Below are 17861 nucleotides of genomic sequence, written 5' to 3'. Positions count from 1 at the left end.
GCCTGTCGAGGGTCCCGGGACGGCTCCACAGGGGAGCGGCGGGTGCGGCGATTCCCGCCCTCGGCCCGTTTCACGCCTCGCGGTCACGTGTCTCACCTCACCATCCGCATGCTGGACGTGGCCGTACGCGCCCGCGCACGGCCACGTAGGCTGGCAGGTGCAGCTGGTTCGCCCCGTCCGCCAGGCGGGATGCGTCGTAAGAGGGAACCCGGTGGGAATCCGGGACTGCCCCGCAGCGGTGAGCGGGAACGACCGCCGTCACCACGCACTGGGCCCGTCCGGGCCTGGGAAGCGACGGCCAGTAGATGTCCTCCTCGGGAGGACGTGCCCGCGAGTCCGAAGACCTGCCCGCTGCCCGTGTGCGACCCCCTCGTGCGCGGACATCCCGGTGACCTCGTGGGCGGGTCGGCGTACATACCAGGCGGACGACCGTGCCATGCCGCGCAGGGTCGCAGAGCGTCCGGTCTGTCACCCCTTCGCGCTCTCGTCCCGTCTCCGGGATCTCAGGGATTCATCTCGCGAAGGAGATCTCCGTGACCACCAAGCCCGCAGCCGCGGCAGCACGGGCCACCGTGTACGGCTACCCCCGCCAGGGTCAGAACCGGGAACTGAAGAAGGCGATCGAGGGCTACTGGAAGGGCCGCGTCACCGCCGACGCTCTCAAGGCCACCGCCGCCGAACTGCGCGGCGCCAACTGGCGGCAGCTCGCCGGGGCCGGCGTCCACGAGGTGCCGACCGGTGACTTCTCGTACTACGACCATGTCCTCGACACCACCGTCATGGTCGGCGCGATCCCCGAGCGGCACCGGGCCGCCGTCGAAACGGACGCGCTGGACGGCTACTTCGCGATGGCCCGCGGCACCCAGGACGTGGCGCCGCTGGAGATGACCAAGTGGTTCGACACCAACTACCACTATCTGGTACCGGAGTTGGGTCCGGGCACGGTGTTCACGGCCGACTCGTCCAAGCAGGTGGCCGAGCTCAAGGAGGCCCTCGCCCTGGACTTGAGCGCGCGGCCCGTCCTCGTCGGACCCGTCACCTACCTCCTGCTCGCCAAGCCCGCGCCCGGTGTGGCCGCCGGCTTCGACCCGCTCACCCTCCTCGACCGGCTGCTGCCCGTGTACGCCGAGGTCCTCGCCGACCTGCGCGCCGCGGGCGCCGAGTGGGTGCAACTCGACGAACCGGCTCTCGTCCAGGACCGCACCCCGGCCGAACTGGACGCCACCGAGCGCGCCTATCGCTACCTCGGCGCACTCACCGACCGCCCGAAGCTGCTGGTCGCCTCCTACTTCGACCGGCTCGGCGACGCACTGCCCGTGCTGGCCAAGGCGCCGGTGGAGGGGCTCGCGGTGGACTTCACCGAGGCCGCCGCCGCCAACCTCGACGCGCTCGCCGCCGTCGGCGGGCTGCCCGGCAAGCGCCTCGTCGCCGGCGTCGTCAACGGCCGCAACATCTGGGTCAACGACCTGGAGAAGTCCCTGGCCGTGCTCGGCACCCTGCTGGGCCTGGCCGACCGGGTCGACGTGGCCGCCTCGTGCAGCCTGCTGCACGTCCCGCTCGACGCGACCGCCGAACACGACATCGCACCGCAGATCGTGCGCTGGCTCGCCTTCGCCCGGCAGAAGACCGCCGAAATCGTCACGCTCGCCAACGGCCTCGCGCGCGGCACCGGCGCGATCGCCGCCGAACTGTCGGCCAACCGTGCCCACCTGGCGTCGCGGGCCGGCTCCCCGATCACCCTGGACCCGGCCGTACGGGCCCGCACGGCGGCCGTCACCGAGGCCGACGCGCGCCGCTCCCAGCCGTACGCCGAGCGGACCGCCGCCCAGCGCGCCCACCTCGGCCTGCCACTGCTGCCGACCACCACCATCGGTTCCTTCCCGCAGACCACCGAAGTGCGCACCGCGCGCAGCGATCTGCGGGCCGGGCGCATCGACACCGCCGGGTACGAGGAGCGCATCAAGACCGAGATCCGGGAGGTGATCTCCTTCCAGGAGAAGGCCGGGCTGGACGTCCTGGTGCACGGCGAGGCCGAACGCAACGACATGGTCCAGTACTTCGCCGAACAGCTCACCGGCTACCTCGCCACCCAGCACGGCTGGGTCCAGTCGTACGGCACCCGCTACGTGCGGCCGCCGATCCTCGCCGGGGACATCTCGCGCCCCGCGCCGATGACGGTGCGCTGGACGACCTACGCCCAGTCCCTCACCGACCGCCCGGTCAAGGGCATGCTGACGGGCCCCGTCACCATGCTCGCCTGGTCCTTCGTCCGCGACGACCAGCCCCTCGCCGACACCGCCCGCCAGGTCGCCCTCGCGCTGCGCGACGAGGTGAACGACCTGGAGGCGGCGGGGACTTCGGTCATCCAGGTGGACGAGCCCGCCCTGCGCGAAACCCTGCCGCTGCGCACCGCCGACCGGTCCGCCTATCTGGGGTGGGCCACGGAAGCCTTCCGGCTCACCACCGGCGGGGTGCGGCCGGCCACCCAGATCCACACCCATATGTGCTACGCGGAGTTCGGTGACATCGTCGAGGCCATCGACGATCTGGACGCCGATGTCATCAGTCTGGAGGCCGCCCGGTCCCATATGCAGGTCGCCCGGGAGCTGGCGGCCCATGGCTACCCGCGGGAGGCCGGCCCCGGCGTGTACGACATCCACTCCCCGCGCGTGCCGAGCGCCGAGGAGGCCACCGCCCTGCTGCGCACCGGACTTGAGGCCCTGCCGGCGGAACGGCTGTGGGTCAACCCCGACTGTGGCCTCAAGACCCGTGGCTGGCCCGAGACGCGTGCCTCGCTGGAGAACCTGGTCGCCGCCGCGCGCACGATCCGCGGTGAGCTGTGAGCCGTGAGCCGTGAGCCGTCGGTGTACTGACCGCGCGTGATCCGGGGCGAGGCCGGTGCGCACTGTGCGCACCGGCCTCGCCCTGCGGCGGCCTTCCGGCGGTTCGGTGGTCCGCCCCTGGCGGCGGCCGTGAGCTGACCCGGTGTCGTGGAGTGCCCGCACCGTGGCGAAGCCGGCGCCGCTCGCTACTGTCGTCGGCTCACGATCAGTTGCGCGTACGCCCTGCCTGATCGGTCTGGTCGGGCTGGTCGGTGTGATCGATGTGGTCGGCGTCGTCGATGGGTCATGTCCGTCGTCCGGGGCGTCGGTGTCCGGAGAACGCGAGAGGGCCCCCGGATGGTTCCGCGGGCCCTCTCCCTGGTGGCTTCGGGTCGGTCAGTCCGAGGCGGCGACCGCCGCTCCCGGTGCGGCCGGCGCGGGCTTGGGGGCCAGGAACCGCTCGGCGAGTTCGCCGAAGGCGAGGCCGAAACCGCCCCACAGGGTGATCTGGATGGCGAGGGCGGAGAGGCGGAACCGCCACAGCAGGGTCGCGGGGAAGTTCTTCGGCACCTCGTTGGTGACGGGCAGGAAGGCATACGCCAGCCCGATCACGAGGGCGAAGGCCGTCACCGCGACGACCGTGGCGTACCAGGCGCCCAGTCGTGGGACGAGCCGCTTGCCCAGGAGGGTGGCGGCGATCGCGAGGAGCACGCTGAGCAGCATCATCAGGAAGTACAGGGTCGTGCGCCTGCCGATGGTGTCGGGCTCGCCGACCGACGGCGGGTTGGCCGGGTACTTCAGGAACGGCACGACGTACACGGCGAGCAGCGCGCAGCCGGACAGCAGCAGCGCGGTGGCCCGCGGGGTGCGGCGGCCGACGCGGCCGAGCGCGAAGCAGTAGGCGAGCGCGGCGATGCCGCCGAACGCGACACCGTAGACCAGGACACCGGTGGCGAGGCCGGCGGTGGACTGGAGGCCGCGGGAGACGAGCTCGACCTCGTGCTCATGCGCCGGGGCGTGGGCCTCCTCGAAGCCGATGGCGCCGTCGACGTTCGGCTCACCGAGGAAGTAGGCGACGATCAGGGCGAGCACCCCGGCCGTGAGGCCGGCGAGCATGCCCCGCACGAGCAGGTTTCTTACCGTTGCGGAGTTCATGGGTATGCGGCGTCCCTCGCGTCAGTGGCAGGGGAAGCCGAGCAGGTGGCGTCCGTCGTGTACCCATTCGTGGACGTCCGCACCGCTGATCACGGAGGTGGCGCCCTGCTCGGCGCCGACGAAGTACAGCAGGACGAGCATCAGGATGCCGAAAAAGACCGCCCAGGGGGCTATCGCTGTCAGCGGCAGCTTGGCGGGTGCGACGGGGGTGGTGGCTGTCGGCTGGGCGACATGCTGCGCCATGGCAGGGCCTCCTCTGGGAGTTCGCGTCCCATATCGGTGGTGCACTGGACGAGGGCGGCGTGTCTGACTCACGTGACGGCCCGCCCGGGGGGCTCGCCGTCTCGCTCACAGTGGCGCGACCGTGCCGGATTTCCACCGGCTTCCGCCACACCCTCGTCGATAACGGACCGACGGTACCCCGTGTCGGGTACATGGCCAAGACCGGGCCCGGTGGCCACGGTCCGCGGCTGCGGCCGGCACGACCCCGGCAGGTGCCCCGGTACGTGGCGGTTCCCGGTCGGCGATCGGCACCGTCCGGACGCCGTAGCGGCCACACCGCGTCCGCCGTGCGGTCCGTGACATGGCGTCGGCCGGGAGGCGGGAACCGGGAGGCGGGTCCGGCCGACTACCTGTGCCGGGTCGCGTCCGTGGCCCGTCGGCTGGTGAGTGGTAGAGGAGATGGTCCATGCGTCCTGGGAAGATGTGCGGGCTCGCGGTGGTGGTCGCGGTGGCCGCCACGGCGTGCGGTGGCGGCGGTGCCGTGGACGGCGTCAAGGGGGCCGGGCCGGCTGCCGCGGGGAGCGGCGGCTCCGGGTTTCCGGTGCGGGTCACGGACTGTCAGGGCGTGCCGACCACGTTCCCGGCGGCGCCCGACAGGATCGTGACGAGCAATGCCGCCGCCCTGGAGATGCTGCTCCGACTGGGGGCGGGCGACCGGGTCGTCGGAACGGGATTCCCGCCCGGCAAGGGCACCCTGCCCGCGGATCTCGACGCACGGGCGCAGCGGGTGCCGGTGCTGGGGAAGGCGGTGATTCCCAAGGAGAAGCTGCTGGGCTCCGGGGCGGATCTCTACATCGACACGTTCGCGTCGATGGAGCACATGGGCGGGGCGGGTGACGCGCCGACCGCGGCGGAGTTCGCGTCGGCGGGGATCCGGCACATCTATCTGGCCTCCACCGCCTGTGCGCCGATGGCCAAGGAGCCGCAGCGGGACCTGTCCGGTGTGGAGGGCGACCTCACCCGGCTGGGCGCGGTGACGGGGACCTCGAAGCGGGCGGCGGAACTCGTGTCGGGGATGCGGGCGAAGGTCGCCGCGGTCCACAAGGCGATCGGCGACGTGCCGCCGGAGCGGCGGCCGGGCTACTTCTTCTTCGACTTCGACGCGGGGACCAAGCAGCCGATCGCCGTCTGCGGCAAGCAGGTCGCCAACGCGGTGATCAACCAGGCCGGGGCCCGCAATGTCTTCGGCGGCTGCGACGGCGCCTTCCAGCGGGTGTCGTGGGAGGACGTGGTCGACAAGAACCCGGACTGGATCCAGCTGGCCGTACGCAACCGCGGGGACGCGGCCGCGAACCGGAAGGCGTTCGAGGAGGCCGCGGCTTTTCTGAAGGACTTCCCCGCCACCAAGGAGCTCAAGGCGGTGCGGGACGGGAAGTTCCTGCGGATCGGCTCGGAGCGTACGACGATCGCCGGTGTCGGCAACGCGGACGCGGTCGAGGAGATCGCGCACACCCTCTACCCGGCCGAGTTCGCGGCGGCCCGGTAGTGGGGGCGCGCCCCGCGGTGCGGGCCGGCGAGAAGCCCCCCGTACGGCAGCGGGACCTCGTACGAAAGGAGATCCCCGTGCGCGAGGACATCCCCGTACGGGACGGCACCGCCGGGCGTGCCGGGCGCGGTGTGCGGACCGGGGTGCTGGCGGTGGGGCTGGGTGCCGCCCTGGTGGTGGCGCTGACCGTCGCGGTGTCCCTGGGCGCCACGGACATCGCGCCGGACCGGGTGTGGTCGGTGGTGTTCCGGCGGCTGGGGGGCGCGGCGCCCCGGCCGGGTACCAACGATCTGATCGTGTGGCAACTCCGCGTGCCACGGGCCCTGTTGGCGGCGTTCGTCGGTGCCGGGCTGGGGCTGGTGGGGACGGCGACCCAGGCGTTGGTGCGCAATCCGCTGGCGGACCCGTATCTGCTGGGTATCTCCAACGGCGCGTCGCTCGGCGCGGTCGGTGCGATCGTGCTGGGGGCGAGCACCGGCGGCCTGCTGGGGCTGGGGCTGTCGGCGGCCGCCTTCGCGGGGGCGCTCGCCGCGTTCGCGCTGGTGTGGTTCATGGCCCGGCGGGGCGGGGGCTTCTCGCCGCTGCGCCTGGTGCTGGCCGGGGTGGGGATCGGGCAGTTCCTCTCCGGATTCACCAGCTATCTGGTGCTCCAGGCCGGTGACGAACAGCAGACGCGCAGCGTGCTGTTCTGGCTCATGGGGAGTCTGAGCGGGGCGACCTGGCAGGTGCTGTGGCCGCCCGTCCTCGCGGTGGCGGCCGGGCTGCTGGCGCTCCAGGCGCGCGCCCGTGCCATGAACGCGCTGATCATGGGCGACGAAACGGCCGCCGGGGTCGGCGTGGACGTCACCCGGCTGCGCCGGGAGCTGTTCGTGGTGACCAGTCTGCTGACCGGTGTGCTGGTCGCGGTGTCCGGGGCGGTCGGCTTCGTGGGGCTGATGGTGCCGCATCTGTGCCGGCTGGTCGTCGGGGGTGATCACCGGCGGCTGCTGCCGCTCTCCGCGCTCACCGGTGCGCTGTTGCTGGTGGTGGTGGACATCGTGTGCCGTACGGCGATGGACACCCAGGAACTGCCGGTGGGTGTGGTCACCGCGATGATCGGGGCCCCGGCCCTGCTGTTCCTCCTGGACCGGCGGATGGCGGCGGGCCGGTGAACGTCGGAATCGAGGATCTGCATGTCGCCTACGCGGGCCGCAACGTGGTCGCCGGGGTGCGTCTGATGGCCGCGGCGGGCGAGATCGCGGGGCTGGTCGGCCCCAACGGGAGCGGCAAGTCCACCGTCCTGCGGACCGTCTACCGGCATCTGCGGCCCGCCGCCGGACGGGTCCTGCTGGCCGGCGCCGATATCCGCACGCTGACGCCGGGGCAGACCGCGCGGCATGTCGCCGCGCTGCCGCAGGAGCGCGGCAGCGACTTCGAACTGACCGTGCGGGAAGTGGTGGCGATGGGCCGGACGCCCTACAAACGGGCCTTCGCCGGCGAGGACCGCGGCGACCGGGAGACGGTGGCCCGGTCGCTGGCCGCCGTCGGCATGGCGGGGCAGGACGCCCGCCGCTTCGCGGCGCTGTCCGGGGGCGAACGTCAACGGGTGCTGCTGGCACGGGCGTTCGCGCAGGATCCGGACGTGCTGGTACTGGACGAGCCCACCAACCACCTCGACGTACGGCACCAGGTGGAGCTGCTCGCGCTGCTGCGGGCGCAGCGCCGTACCACGTTGATCTCGCTGCACGATCTGAACGCCGCGGCGTCGTTGTGCGACCGGCTGCATGTGCTGCACGGCGGGCGGGTGGTGGCGTCCGGCGCGCCGCGCGCGGTGCTGACGCCCGAGCTGCTGGCCGAGGTGTTCGGGGTGCGGGCCGCGGTGACCGAGCACCCGCTCACCGGAGACCCGCTGATCGCCTTCGACCACCGGCGGCTGCCGTCCTCCCCCGCGTCCGGCGGGGCGCCCGACGGCGAGGGCTGAGAGCCTGTCGGGTGACCGGCCGTGATCGGAGTGTGTCAGGTTCGCGTGTTCGTCGGGCAGGGCGGAGGCCCCGTAATGATCGCGTGGTGTGTGCCAGCGCGATAATTCCAGGGCCGTCAGCGGCTCATGCTGTCCGTCCGGCCTGACCGATGCGATGCGGGAGGCCGTCCGACCCGGCGGCGTCCCGCCGGGCCGTACCTGTCCGGACTTCCGCCCGATCCCGTTGCGGACCATCGGGTCGTCCAGCCGTCCAGCCGTCGCTGCCCCATTACCGCCGGGGCAGCGACGGCTGCACGAAGGCCCGCTCCGCATCGGACAGTTCATGGTGACGTATCACCCGAGCGTGATCCGCGACTCAAGATCATGTGAAGACGGAATCCAGATCGTCTCCACACGGCGAGGGGACCGGCAGTGCAACGCTACTTGCCGAGGTAGAGGTCGCGGAGTAGCTCTCCGGCCGCGGGGGCCTGGCACAGTCCCGTGCCGGAGAATCCCGCCGCGTAGAAGAAGGGGCGGTCGGGGTCCCGGCCGATGAGGGCGGCCCCGTCCTTGCTGGAGTCGAAGGAACCGCTCCATCCGCGACGAAGGCGGATGCCCGCGAGGGCCGGGTAGGTGGTGCCGAGCTGCTGCGACAGCCGCTGGAGCCAGTCCTCCCGGGATTCGTCCTGCCGGGGGCGGCCCATCCCGACGAGGATGCGGTCCTTCCAGGCGCGGATCCGCAGTCTGGTGGGGTGCAGGGTCATCGGCAGGTTGGTGAGCGGCTCGGCGGGAGGGTCGGCGAGGAGCAGCTCAGTGGGCTCCGGGGTCACCGGGAGGTGGACGCCGGCCATGTCGCCGACCGCCCCCGCCCAGGGTCCGGCCGCGCAGATGATGTTCTCGGCGAGGATGCTGCCCGCGGGGGTGTGGACCCGTCCGTCGGGGTCGATGGCGGTGACGGGGGCGTCCGTGCGCACGACGGCGCCGGCCTCCTGGGCGGCCGCGGCGTAGCCACGCACGATCGCGGCGGGGTCGCAGGAGTACGCCTCGGGCGACCAGGCCGCCGCCAGGACGGTGCGCTCGTCGAGCAGCGGGTTGAGGCGCGCCGCTTCGGACGCGCTCACGAGCTTGACGTCCACTCCCGCGGCCTGCTGCGCGGCGTGGTCGCGGCGGAACTTCTCCACCTGCTCTTCTTCGGTGAACAGCACCATGAACCCGACGCGTTGCAGGCCGAGCGGAGATCCGGTTCGCTCGGCGAAGGCGCGGTAGGCCGCCAGGCTGCGGACGGCGAGGCTGCCGGTGCGGGCGTCGCCGGGGAAGAAGGTGCGCACGACGTTCGCCGTGGCCCCGGACGCCCCCGATCCGAGGGTGCCCCGCTCCAGCAGGACGGTGCCGACACCGGCCTCGGCGAGATGGCAGGCGACCGAGGTGCCGATGACCCCTCCGCCGATGACGAGGGCGTCGGTGCGTTCGGGCAGCTCGCTCATGCCGGCTGCTCCACTTCGGTGCGGCGCTGCTGGCGCAGCGGGTCCGCGGCGTCCCACGGGAACAGATGCAGGTTCCAGCCCCCCAGGCAGTTGATGTAGAGGGCCATGTGTCTCGCCACGGCCAGAAAGTCGTCACGGTCGAGGTGGTCCAGGCAGGACATGAAGCGCTGGGTGAAGTCCCACAGCTTCTCCAGACCGCAGTAGCCCAGGAACTCGGCCGGGACACCGACCAGCAGGCGTGCCATCTGGCGCACGGAGTCCATCGGCATGTCCGCGACCGCGGCTCGGATCAGGCCACCGTAGGAGGCGTACCCCAGCGGGCGGGTCTCGCCGTTGACGAACAGAAGGGTGGACAGAACCGTCTCGTGGGTCCCGGCCCTGGAGGGGATCCAGCCGCGGTGCATGTCGCCGAGCTCAGGAGGTTCGGACAACCAGATCCGCTCCGTCTCGGTGTGCACGTCGTGGATCAGCTGGTTCGCCTCGGCGTGGGCGGCGGTCAGCCGGGGGATGCCGTGGCCGCCCGAGGTGCCCGCCTGGCGGACCTCCACCAGGATCTGCTTCTTCGTCGAGTAGACCGCCTCCCAGACGGCCTGTCCGGCTTCGAGCAGAGTCGATATGTCCTCCGCCAGGACCTGGCCCACAGGGGCCGCCGGCATCGGTTCGGTCAACTCGCCGTACTTGATACCCAGATGCTGGAGCGCGGAACAGAACACCGTCCCGTTGGGCGCCTCACGCCGATCGGCGATCTTGTAGGACGCGTGGGTGTGCAACAGGGAGTGGATCGGCGCCACGTGATACAGGTGCTCTCCCGCCACCAGCGCGTGCCCCTGGAGGCTTTGGTAGGGCAGCGATTCCCACAGCGCAGCGGCCAACTCGGGGTTGCGATCGTCGAGTTCCGCGGTGACGGTGAAACCTAAACCGGGCCAAGCTATCTCGATGCGCCGTCCGGGTAACGTCTCAGACAAGGTTCTCCCCTTACGTTCCGACGAGGTGTCACCTTCCGTGTCACGGGAGACAGGAAGGCGTTCCAAGCCACATTTGTCACTTCCGCACGAGAACAACACGCCTTCCCCACCCGCCACAAGAAGAATTCGGGCCCATCCATGCCCGTGAACCTCAGTCTGCGGGCTGTCCCACACGGCCGACTATCGAACCAAGGGACCGGCCCCGCCCCGCCCCACTCCCCGGCACTTTCGCCTGCGCAGCACGCCGACGATCAAGGAGTGGGCGGTGCCCGCCACCTTTCCGAGTGCGGAACAGCGCACGCGTTTCGGTCACTTCACCGAGGACTCGGACACGGGACAGCTCCCGGGCCCTTCCTGCTGGATCGGACGGCACGGCGCCGGGCGCCGGCCGCGCGCGGGCCGCGGAACCGGATCGGCCGGGCCGTGCAACTGGACACATGAGCCGTTGACAGCCCCGGAGTTGTCGCACCGGCACACACCACGCGATCGTTCCGGAGCCTCCGCCCTACCCGACGAACACGCGGACCTGCTCACTCACCGGTCACTCACCGGTCACGGCCGGCCATCCGACAGGCTCCCAGCGGGCCGTCGCAGATCCGGCGACCGGCCCCGCACCGGTCACCGTCCACCGTTCACCGCGCCGGTGGCCTCGTAATGGCTCGGCCGTCCCTGGCGCAGGACCAGGCGGCCGAGCCGTTCGGCGTCGGACCGCCGCATCAGTTCCCGTCGGCCGTCCGCGTGCCGGAGCAGACAGGAGTGCCAGGGCGTCAGCCATACGTCGGGGGCGTCGAGCAGGCGTATGCCGAACTTGGCCGAGCCCCGTGGCTGCGGGTGGATGGAGAGCCGACACGCGTCGGGGTGATGTGCGGCGATCAGGTCGCCCCAGGCGCGGCTGCGCTGGATGACGCCGTACGCGCGGGTGCGGCAGTCGCGCTGCAACGCCGAACGGGAGCCGGTGAAGGAGACGGTGTCCTCGAAGAGGAACCGGGTGATGCCCTGGTAGAGCCGCCGGGTCGGCTCGTCGCCGCGCGTCCGGGCGCGCAGGGTCTCCAGGGACGGTGCGTGGCGTGCGTGGATCCGGGACCGCTTCTCGTCGTTCGGGAGGTCCCCGTAGACGTCCCGCAGGTCGAAGACGTCCAGGTGGGTCAGGCCCTCGTCGCGGATCAGGGCGCGCAGGGCGTCGCCGTAGGCGTCGATATGCCGGTCGGGGACGTGGACGAGGTCGCTGAAGACGTGCCCGTCCGAGCAGATGAGCACGCGGGCGCCGGGCGGGTGCACGGCCGTGACGCGGGCGCAGAGGTCGTCGAGGAAGCGCAGCGAGAGCCGTTCGCCCTCGTCCGGGAGGTGGCCGAGGACCTTTGCCGGGTTGGGGGACTTGCAGGGGAAGCCCGGCAGGGTGAACAGGACCGGCTCGCCCGCCGCGACCCGCGGGGCGAGCTGGCGCAGTTGGGCCGGGTACGCGTCGGGGCCGAGGCCGTGGCCGGTGTCCAGCGTGCGCCGGTACGGCAGGAGGGTGGCGAGGATGGCGTGACAGGTGGCCAGGTGTGCGGCGGGGTCGCCCGGCGGGGGCTGGGGAGGGGTGCCGGCCGGGTGGACGGGCGCGGCGCCGGTCGTGGTGACGGGTCTGGTGCCGGTCGGTGGCATGGGGGCTCCTTCGGTGGCCGGAGGCGGCGTCGGTGCGGCGGCCGGGCGGCGGCCTGGGGTGTCGCGGGTGGGTGGGGCGGCGGGCGGCCGGTTCAGCGGTCCCCGCGCTCGTGCCGGGCGGCGGCCGGGTGGCCGGTGACCGGGCACCCCGCGGCCGGGGCGGCGCCGGGGCCGGGCCGGTAGGTCACCGGCAGCCGGTCGACCCCGCGGGCCAGTACCGCGGGGGTCCAGCGGAGCTCCGCCTCGGGGACGGCCAGTCGGAGTCCGGGCAGCCGGCGGAGCAGGGTGCCCAGAGCGATCCGGAGTTCGGCGCGGGCCAGCGCGGCGCCGGGGCAGAAGTGGCTGCCGTGGCCGAAGGCGAGGTGGGCCCGGTCGGCGCGGTCGAAGTCGAGGGTGTCGGCGTCGGCGAAGTGCCGGGGGTCGCGGTTGGCCGCGCAGAGGGAGACGATCACCGAGTCACCCGCCGGGATCCGCGTCCCGTGCAGGTCGGCGTCCTCGGCGAAGAAGCGCCAGGTCGTCAGCTCGAAGGCGCTGTCGTGGCGGAGCAGTTCCTCGACGGCCCGGGGCAGCGGCTCCGGGCGGCGGGCCAGCGCCGCGTGGTGCCCGGGGTGGCGCAGCAGGGTGAGCAGGGCGGTGGTGATCTGCTGGGTCACCGGTTCCTGCCCGGCGACCAGGAGCTGGAAGATCATGGAGTCCAGCTCCTCCTGTTCGAGCCGGCCGCCGTCGCGGGCGGCGACCAGCCGGGAGAGCAGGTCCTCGCCGTACTCACGGCGTTTGTGGACGACCAGATCGGCGATGTACCGCTGGAGCCCGCGCAGCCGGGCCTCGTACGCGGTACGGCCGGGGTCCGTGGGGCCGACGGGCTGGACGACCTTGCCCCAGTCCCGGTCGAAGCGCTGCTGGAACTCCGGTGGCAGTCCGATGACTTCGGCCAGCGCCAGGAAGGGGAAGCGGGCCGCGAAGGCGTCGACGAGGTCGGCGTGCCCGGTGGCGGGGAGTTCGTCGAGCAGCGCGTCGGCGAGGGCCTGGAGGCGGGGGCGGAGGCCCTCGACGCGCTGCGGGGCGAAGGCATCGGTGATCAGACGGCGCAGCGCGGTGTGCCGGGGCGGGTCCTGGTGGAGCAGATGCACCTGGAGCTGGGAGTGCTGCGGCTCGGGCATGATCGATGCGCGGGCCCGCCAGGCGGCGTTGCCGCGCGAGTGGTGCTTGCCCAGCCGGTCGTCGGTCAGCGTGCTGCGGGCGGCTTCGTATCCGGTGACGAGCCAGGCGCAGACTCCACTGGGGAAGCGGACCCGGTGGACCGGACCGCGCTCGCGCAGCTCGGCGTAGAGCGGGTACGGATCGCGCTTGTAGTCCGCCCCGTACAACTCGACGGGATCGGGGATCGCGGCCATGGCGGCCTCCTCACGGGGATGGGTCACCGGGCGCTGCCGGGGTGGTGGTGCGGGCCGGCGGCCGGTGGTGGGGACCGGGCCGGGACGGCACGGCGTTGGAGAGGTCGGGCGAAACGCGCGTCGAGTTCCCGCCGGGACCGGAGGTTTTCGTCCGCGCGGGGGCGAACGACGCGGGCCGCAAACCCAGTTAGTCGCGGCCGGGGGCGCGTCGGTTCCGGTACGGACGGAGGACAAACCTCACGCGTCTCACCGGCCACTTTCGTGCGTCCGAGCGGGGCCGTGGCTGCCACCATGACGCCATCGGGCGGCTGTTGCCACGCGCTCCCCCGCCCCCTCGTTCTCCTCCCCTCCCCCACTCCCCCACTCCTCCTTCCGAGCACTGGAGCGGCGATGTCCTCGTCCTCGGCCGACCGCCGTCGGCCCGTCCTTCCCCCGGCCGTTCAGCGGCTGCTGCCCGCCCGGCCGGTGGCCGGCTTCGCCGTCCTGCTGGCGGTGCTGTTCGCGCTGTCCTACGCGGCCGGCTCCGCCGCCGGACCGGTGGCCCCGAGCCTGCGTCCCGGGGGCGGTGCCGGCACCGGTGGCACCGGTCCGGCCGGCGGTGGCGGCATGGGCGATATGCCCGGCATGGGTGCCGTTGCGCCGCGGGCCGGCATCGTGGGGGATGCGCGGTGACCACCCAACCGCACGACTCGGCCACCCCGCCCGCGCCGTCGCGCACCACCACCCTGGCGGTCGGCGGCATGACCTGCGCCGCGTGCGTGGGCCGGGTGGAGCGGAAACTCGGCCGGCTGGACGGCGTATCGGCCTCGGTGAACCTGGCCACCGGCCGGGCCACCATCAGCCACCCCGCGGCGGTACCCGTGAGCACGCTCGTCACCACCGTCGAGGCCGCCGGGTTCACCGCGCACCTCCCCGAACCCACCGTGGCGCCCGAGCAGCCGGACGGTCCGGATGCCGGGCGTGCCGGGCGCCGGGACGACGGTGCCCGCGCCGCGCGCGACCGGCTGCTGGTGACCGCGCTGCTGTCGCTCCCGGTGCTGGTCCTGTCGATGGTGCCCGGCTGGCAGTTCCGCAACTGGCAGTGGCTGTGCTTCGTGCTCGCCGCACCGGTCGCCGTATGGGGCGCGTGGCCCTTCCACCTCCGTGCGCTGCGCGGCCTGCGGCACGGCGCCGCGACCATGGACACCCTGGTGTCCCTCGGTGTCGCCGCGTCGTTCCTCTGGTCCGCCTACGCGCTGTTCTTCGGCGGGGCCGGCGAGCCGGGCATGGCCATGCCGTTCTCCCTGCTGCCCGCCGCCGATGACGGGACCGCGCACCTCTATCTGGAAGCCGCCGTCGGCGTGCCGCTGTTCGTCCTGGCCGGCCGACGGATGGAGGCCAGGGCCCGGCGCGGCACCGGCTCCGCGCTGCGCTCGCTGGCCGAACTCGCCGCCAAGGACGTCGCGGTGCGGGTGGACGGCGGCGAGGTACGCGTCCCGGTGTCCCGGCTGAAGACGGGCGATCTCTTCGTCGTCCGGCCCGGCGAACGCGTCGCCACCGACGGCACCGTCACCGCGGGGCGTTCCGCCCTGGACCTGTCGCTGATCAGCGGGGAGAGCCGGCCGGTCGAGGTCGGTCCCGGCTCGGCGGCCGTCGGCGGCGCGGTCAACTCCGGTGGTCTGCTGGAGATCCGGGCCACCGCCGTGGGCGGTGACACCCAGCTCGCCCGGATCACCCGGCTCGTCGAGGACGCGCAGACCGGCAAGACCAGGGCCCAGCGGCTGGCCGACGCGGTGGCGGCCGTCTTCGTGCCGGCCGTGCTGACCGTCTCCGTCACCGTCCTGGGGTTCTGGCTCGGGGCCGGTGCCGACCCGCAGGCCGCCGTCACCGCCGCGGTCGCCGTCCTGGTCGTCGCCTGTCCCTGTGCGCTGGGACTGGCCACCCCGACCGCGCTGCTGGCCGCCACCGGCCGCGGCGCGCAGCTCGGCATCCTGGTCAGCGGGCCGCAGGCGCTGGAGCGGCTGCGGCGGATCGACACCGTCGTGCTGGACAAGACCGGCACCCTCACCACGGGGCGGATGAGCGTCACGTCCCTCACCCCGCGGGCCGGCGGCCTCGATCCGGCCGACACGCTCCGGCTGGCCGCCGCGGTCGAACAGGGCTCGGAGCACCCGCTGGCCCGCGCCGTCCTCGCGCACGCCCGCAGCCAGGAGCCCGGCCAACCGCCGCTGCCCGTGGACGACTTCACCGCCACCCCGGGATTCGGCGTACGCGGCGGCGTGGCCGGCCGCCGGGTGACGCTCGAACGGCCCGGCGACCCCGACGGTCTGCCCGCTCCGCTGCCGGCGGCGGTACGTACGGCGGAGGGCGCCGGTGACACGGCGGTCCTGGTCACCGTCGACGGCACCGCGGAGGCCGTCATCGCCATCGGTGACGCGCTCCGCCCCGACAGCTACCGCGCCGTCGACCGGCTGCGCCGCCTGGGGCTGCGCCCGGTGCTGGCCACCGGGGACCGCGCGGCCACCGCCCGCGCGGTGGCCGGTCACCTCGCCATCACCGAGGTCCACGCCGAGGCCCGCCCGGAGGACAAGGCCGCCCTCGTCACCGCCTTGCGGGAGCGGGGCGGGCGGGTCGCCGTGGTGGGCGACGGCGTCAACGACGCGGCGGCCCTCGCCCTCGCCGACCTCGGCATCGCCATGGGCAGCGGCACCGACGCCGCGATCGGCGCCGCCGATGTCACCCTGGTGCGCGAGGACCTCCAGGCCATCGCCGACGCCGTGCACCTGGCCCGCCGGACCCTGGGCACCATCCGCGCCAATCTGCTCTGGGCCTTCGGCTACAACCTCGTCACCGTGCCGCTCGCCGCCGTCGGACTGCTCAACCCGATGCTCGCGGCCGCCGCGATGTCCGCCAGCTCGCTGCTCGTCGTGGGCAACAGTCTGCGCCTGCGGTCGTGGAAACCGGGGTCCCCTGCGAAGCGGGAAAGCTCAGCGCAGCAGGACAACCCAGCGCAGCGGGACAACACGGCGCAGCACGGAAGCACGGCGGAGGCGGCCCGCCCGAGCGAGGGTTCCGACGCGCGACCCGCCCGTACGCACACCCCCCGGAGGACGTCATGAGCCGACTGCGCGGCGCCGCCGTACCGCTGCTCACCTGTCTGGTGACGCTGGGCGCGCTCACCGCCTGGACCGCGGCCGGCCGGGCGGGGTCACCCGCGGAGCTGAGCGCCGCCGAGGGCCGGGTCCTGGTCCCCTTGAGTACGGAAGCCACCGCGGCGTTCGTGACCGTCCGCAACACCGGCGGCGCGGACGATGTGCTGACCGGGGTCACCGGTCCGGCGAGGCACACCACGATGCTCAGCCGCACCGTCGACATCGGGCGGAACGCGCGGCGGATGGAGATGGCCGGCGCCGTCACCGTCCCGGCGGGCGGCTCGCTGCGGATGTCCCCCACCGGCCTGGACATCATGGTGAGCCCGCCGCCGCGGCTCGCGCCCGGCGACCGGCTCACCTTCACGCTGCACTTCCGCGACAGTCCCCCGCTCACCGTCCGGACGCGGGCCGTGCTCCCCGGCCGGTGACGGCCGGTCGGTTACGGCTGGTCGGTGACGGCCGGTCGGTTACGGGCTTCGGGGCCGGTACCACGGGGCTCATGGACAGGCGACCGCCGTCCATGAGCCCCGTCGGCGTACCGGAGCGGCGCGTCAGGCCACCGCGCCCGCGAGGTCCCGGGGCCGGTCACCCGGCCACGGTCCGGCGTCGCGCGCGGCTCCCGGGCACGGCCGGTCCGCCGGGGCCTCCGCTTCCGCCAGCAGCGCGACGAGGGTCTCGCGCGCGCGGGCCACCCGGGAGCGCACCGTCCCCACGGGGCAGCCCATCACCCCGGCGGCCGCCGCGTACGGCAGCCCCAGCAACTGGGTGAGCACGAACGCCTCGCGCCGCGCCGGAGCCAGCGCGGACAGCAGCTCCGCCAGGGCGACACCCTCCTCGAACCCCGGCACACCGCGCGGCTGCACCCGCTCCGCCGCCGTCTGCCAGTCGTCGGTCGCGGCCAGCCGGGGCCGGGCAGCGTGGGAGCGGATACGGTCCGCCACGACCCGGCGGGCGATGGTCAGCAGCCAGGTCCGCGCCGACGACCGGCCCTCGAACCCCGGCAGACTGCGCAGCGCCCGGACATAGGTGTCCTGCGTCAGATCGTCGGCGGCCTGCGGATCGCCGCTGAGGTGCGTCACATAGCGGCGCACATCGAGCTGGGTGGCCCGGACGAACTGTTCGGCCGCCGCCTCGTCGCCGTTCCTGGCGACCAGCGCCCAGGCCGTCACCGCCTCGTCATCGCGCATGCCGCGGCCGCCCCTCGCCGTGCGCCCCCGGGTTCGGGGAGGATGGCCGCATGCTCTGTTCGCGCATTCGTACGGCCCTTTCCGCACGCCTCGACGGCGAGGAACCGCCGCCGGGCCACACCGCCCGCGGGCTCGACGGCCATCTGGCGGAGTGTGCGGACTGCCGCGACTGGGCGGCGCGGGCGCGGCGGCTGACGGCGGTGGTCGGCCAGGCGTCGGCGGACGACCGGGAACCGGCGGCGTCCGCCGACGCCTTGCTCGCCCGGCTGCGGGCGGTGTCCGCGCTCCCGGATGCCGGGGACAGGGACGGGATCGGCGAACAGGCCGGCTGACCGGGCGCGTGGGCGCCCGCCCCGCCGTCCGGTGAACCGG

Annotated in this window: 15 protein-coding genes and 2 riboswitches; of the genes, 8 read left to right on the top strand and 7 right to left on the bottom strand. The window is 73.5% G+C overall.

Going from position 1 to position 17861, the window contains the following annotated elements:
* Window positions 1–147: 147 nt before the first annotated feature.
* A riboswitch (cobalamin riboswitch) is annotated at window positions 148–367 on the top strand.
* A 166-nt stretch (window positions 368–533) separates the two neighbouring features.
* A complete protein-coding gene (metE, locus tag ACLJWH_RS36380) occupies window positions 534–2843 on the top strand; it encodes a 5-methyltetrahydropteroyltriglutamate--homocysteine S-methyltransferase (protein ID WP_411146078.1) in 2310 nt (769 codons plus the stop codon).
* A gap of 375 nt (window positions 2844–3218) precedes the next feature.
* On the opposite strand, the gene ACLJWH_RS36375 is transcribed toward metE, so the two are convergent.
* Together ACLJWH_RS36375 and ACLJWH_RS36370 are read right to left on the bottom strand one after the other, a co-directional pair.
* Window positions 3219–3977 carry a CbtA family protein gene (locus tag ACLJWH_RS36375; RefSeq protein ID WP_411146077.1) on the bottom strand — a complete coding sequence of 253 codons (759 nt, stop codon included), beginning with the start codon at window positions 3975–3977 and terminating at the stop codon, window positions 3219–3221.
* Window positions 3978–3998: 21 nt separating this feature from the next.
* The gene (locus tag ACLJWH_RS36370; RefSeq protein WP_094791035.1) at window positions 3999–4220 is read right to left on the bottom strand and encodes a CbtB domain-containing protein; all 222 of its coding nucleotides are present in this window, start codon (window positions 4218–4220) and stop codon (window positions 3999–4001) included.
* A gap of 38 nt (window positions 4221–4258) precedes the next feature.
* A riboswitch (cobalamin riboswitch) is annotated at window positions 4259–4407 on the bottom strand.
* Between the two features lie 258 nt (window positions 4408–4665).
* On the opposite strand from ACLJWH_RS36370, the gene ACLJWH_RS36365 reads away from it, so the two are divergent.
* The 3 genes from ACLJWH_RS36365 (at window position 4666) to ACLJWH_RS36355 (ending at window position 7705) form a co-directional block, all read left to right on the top strand.
* Complete coding sequence (locus tag ACLJWH_RS36365) at window positions 4666–5745, top strand: ABC transporter substrate-binding protein (protein WP_411146076.1); 1080 nt, start codon at window positions 4666–4668, stop codon at window positions 5743–5745.
* Between the two features lie 89 nt (window positions 5746–5834).
* Window positions 5835–6896: a FecCD family ABC transporter permease gene (locus tag ACLJWH_RS36360; protein WP_411146124.1), complete on the top strand. Its 1062-nt coding sequence runs from the start codon at window positions 5835–5837 to the stop codon at window positions 6894–6896.
* Window positions 6893–7705 carry an ABC transporter ATP-binding protein gene (locus tag ACLJWH_RS36355; RefSeq protein WP_411146075.1) on the top strand — a complete coding sequence of 271 codons (813 nt, stop codon included), beginning with the start codon at window positions 6893–6895 and terminating at the stop codon, window positions 7703–7705. Before ACLJWH_RS36360 ends, ACLJWH_RS36355 begins: the two co-directional genes overlap by 4 nt.
* 419 nt (window positions 7706–8124) lie before the next feature.
* Here the strand turns inward: ACLJWH_RS36355 and ACLJWH_RS36350 are convergent, their stop codons facing one another.
* The 4 genes from ACLJWH_RS36350 to ACLJWH_RS36335 all read right to left on the bottom strand — a co-directional run bounded on the left by ACLJWH_RS36350 (window position 8125) and on the right by ACLJWH_RS36335 (window position 13171).
* Window positions 8125–9168, bottom strand: coding sequence for an NAD(P)/FAD-dependent oxidoreductase (locus ACLJWH_RS36350; RefSeq protein WP_411146074.1), 1044 nt, complete (start codon window positions 9166–9168; stop codon window positions 8125–8127).
* Window positions 9165–10133 (bottom strand): hypothetical protein, encoded by a 969-nt coding sequence (locus ACLJWH_RS36345; RefSeq protein WP_411146073.1) that lies wholly within the window; start codon window positions 10131–10133, stop codon window positions 9165–9167. The genes ACLJWH_RS36350 and ACLJWH_RS36345 overlap by 4 nt, the downstream gene beginning before the upstream one ends.
* A gap of 618 nt (window positions 10134–10751) precedes the next feature.
* Entirely contained in the window at window positions 10752–11777 is a 1026-nt protein-coding gene (locus ACLJWH_RS36340) for an L-tyrosine/L-tryptophan isonitrile synthase family protein (RefSeq protein ID WP_411146072.1), read from the bottom strand.
* 92 nt (window positions 11778–11869) lie between these two features.
* Window positions 11870–13171 carry a cytochrome P450 family protein gene (locus tag ACLJWH_RS36335; RefSeq protein WP_411146071.1) on the bottom strand — a complete coding sequence of 434 codons (1302 nt, stop codon included), beginning with the start codon at window positions 13169–13171 and terminating at the stop codon, window positions 11870–11872.
* Window positions 13172–13561: 390 nt separating this feature from the next.
* On the opposite strand from ACLJWH_RS36335, the gene ACLJWH_RS36330 reads away from it, so the two are divergent.
* From ACLJWH_RS36330 to ACLJWH_RS36320, 3 genes are all read left to right on the top strand, one after another.
* On the top strand, window positions 13562–13843 hold the full coding sequence (locus tag ACLJWH_RS36330; protein WP_411146070.1) for a hypothetical protein: 282 nt from the start codon (window positions 13562–13564) through the stop codon (window positions 13841–13843).
* Between the two features lie 68 nt (window positions 13844–13911).
* On the top strand, window positions 13912–16269 hold the full coding sequence (locus ACLJWH_RS36325; RefSeq protein WP_411146123.1) for a heavy metal translocating P-type ATPase: 2358 nt from the start codon (window positions 13912–13914) through the stop codon (window positions 16267–16269).
* Window positions 16266–16730, top strand: a complete 465-nt coding sequence (locus ACLJWH_RS36320; protein ID WP_411146069.1) for a copper chaperone PCu(A)C — start codon at window positions 16266–16268, stop codon at window positions 16728–16730. The genes ACLJWH_RS36325 and ACLJWH_RS36320 overlap by 4 nt, the downstream gene beginning before the upstream one ends.
* Before the next feature lie 123 nt (window positions 16731–16853).
* On the opposite strand, the gene ACLJWH_RS36315 is transcribed toward ACLJWH_RS36320, so the two are convergent.
* A complete protein-coding gene (locus ACLJWH_RS36315; RefSeq protein WP_411146068.1) occupies window positions 16854–17489 on the bottom strand; it encodes a sigma-70 family RNA polymerase sigma factor in 636 nt (211 codons plus the stop codon).
* 50 nt (window positions 17490–17539) lie between these two features.
* Here ACLJWH_RS36315 and ACLJWH_RS36310 point away from each other — a divergent pair, with 50 nt between their 5' ends.
* Complete coding sequence (locus ACLJWH_RS36310; protein WP_411146067.1) at window positions 17540–17821, top strand: zf-HC2 domain-containing protein; 282 nt, start codon at window positions 17540–17542, stop codon at window positions 17819–17821.
* Window positions 17822–17861 lie beyond the last annotated feature (40 nt).

The sequence above is a fragment of the Streptomyces sp. x-80 genome (genome assembly GCF_046549095.1).
GTDB classification, from domain to species: Bacteria; Actinomycetota; Actinomycetes; order Streptomycetales; family Streptomycetaceae; genus Streptomyces; species Streptomyces celluloflavus.
Note: the sequence above shows the minus strand (reverse complement) of the source record. Positions and strands in the feature narration are given on the sequence as shown.